We start from the raw sequence: 1,539 nt of genomic DNA, 5'->3' as shown, positions 1-1,539 counted from the left end.
ACCGTCGCGATCCTGGATGTCGGCGCTGTGCACCATGAGACCGACCATCAGGCCGAGCGTATCGACGATGATATGGCGCTTGCGGCCTTTGGTCTGTAGAGTCGAGGAAAGGCGCGGTGGCTGGCCCTTGCGAGGCTCGCTCCGTTTCCTTTCCCCGCTCATCAAACCGGACGTGCGGATTTCCCGCATCCGGCTTTCCGACTGGCTTCATCGTAAGGCCCACGGCGACTGCTTGCCGCGCTCGCGTCGAAGACACAGCACGCCCAATTCCCCGTAAACATGTTCACGTGGGAATCGACGCGTGCTGCGTCCTTGCACTTTGTGCCGTCTGCACAGGAAGTTCGTGACGCGGTCATAGACGTGTCGATCGACGCCTTCATAGGCCGATGCGAGAGCGCCATAGGAGAAGTATGCGGCCCAACCGCCCAGGAGGCGGTTCAATCGCTTGCGAACTTCAGGCCATGTGCCCTTGTTGCCCGGCGTCAGCAGCGCGCTGACCTTGGTCTTGATCCGCTGCACGCTCTTCCTGGACGGGCTCGCTCCCAGGTACCACCGGCCGCCGTTGGGCAGATGACGTGGTCCAAGCGAGTAGCCAAGGAAGTCGAAGTGTTCGCGCCGGGCATCCTTCACCGAGGTTTTCGCCTCGTTGAGCGACAGCCCGAGTTTCGTCATCACCGTCCTTGTCCACGCCAGCGCCTCGGCCGCATGATCGCGGCTGAGAATGACGAAGTCATCGGCATAAGAGATGACGTGCGCGCGGAACTCTTCACCCAGACCGCTGAGACGCCAGTGCTTCAGGAACCGGTTCATGTAGATGACCGAGAGCAGCGGACTGACGACACCCCCTTGGGGCGTGCCGTGTGTGCTGCTCTTGCCGCCAGTCATGCGCCGTTTCCCGTCGCCATCCCGCTCCTCGACCGGTGCTCGCAGCCACAGCCTGATCAGCCGCAGCACGCTCCGATCGACGATGCGTCGGGCCACCGATTTGAGGAGGTCCGAATGCGGGATCGTGTCAAAATATTTCGACAAATCAGCGTCGACAACGTCGGTGTAGCCCCGGCACATCAGCCGGTGCGTTTCCTTGACTGCATCGACCGCGCTGCGACGCGGCCGATAACCATAAGCACCGTCCTCGAAGTCCGCCTCGAAGATTGGTTCCAGTACGAGCTTGGCAGCGGTCTGGATGACGCGACAGCGGATAGAGGGAATGCCGAGCGCACGCTCGCCTCCCCCAGGCTTCGGTATCATCACCCGCCGCACCGGATCGGGTCGGTACGTCTTCGAAACGAGTTCTTCGCGCAGGCCCGCCAACCACGCATCCACGCCCGACGCCTCGATCTGCGTAAAGGTCACTCCGTCGACGCCAGGCGCTCCCGCATTGGCGCGGGCCAGCGCATAGGCATGGCGCAGAATGTCTTCACGGCAAATCTTGTCGTAGAGCAAATAGAAGCGGAAAGCGGGCTCCGCCTTCGCCTTACAATAGAGCTTTCTCTGTAGGTTCCTGATCTTTTCAGGTGTTTCGAGGCTCATCGCCAATCA

General features: G+C 61.5%; 1 protein-coding gene and 1 pseudogene. Both read right to left on the bottom strand.

Translation table 11 applies throughout. From position 1 onward, the window contains the following. A pseudogene (locus tag K290_RS37665) lies at positions 1-90 on the bottom strand (IS5/IS1182 family transposase); the annotation flags it as partial. Positions 91-207: 117 nt separating this feature from the next. Next, a complete protein-coding gene (gene ltrA / locus K290_RS0133350) occupies positions 208-1,530 on the bottom strand; it encodes a group II intron reverse transcriptase/maturase (protein ID WP_028755411.1) in 1,323 nt (440 codons plus the stop codon). Between the last annotated feature and the right edge of the window lie 9 nt (positions 1,531-1,539).

This window comes from Rhizobium leucaenae USDA 9039, from assembly GCF_000426285.1.
Lineage (GTDB): Bacteria > Pseudomonadota > Alphaproteobacteria > Rhizobiales > Rhizobiaceae > Rhizobium > Rhizobium leucaenae.
This window is presented reverse-complemented; position numbering and strand designations above follow the sequence as displayed.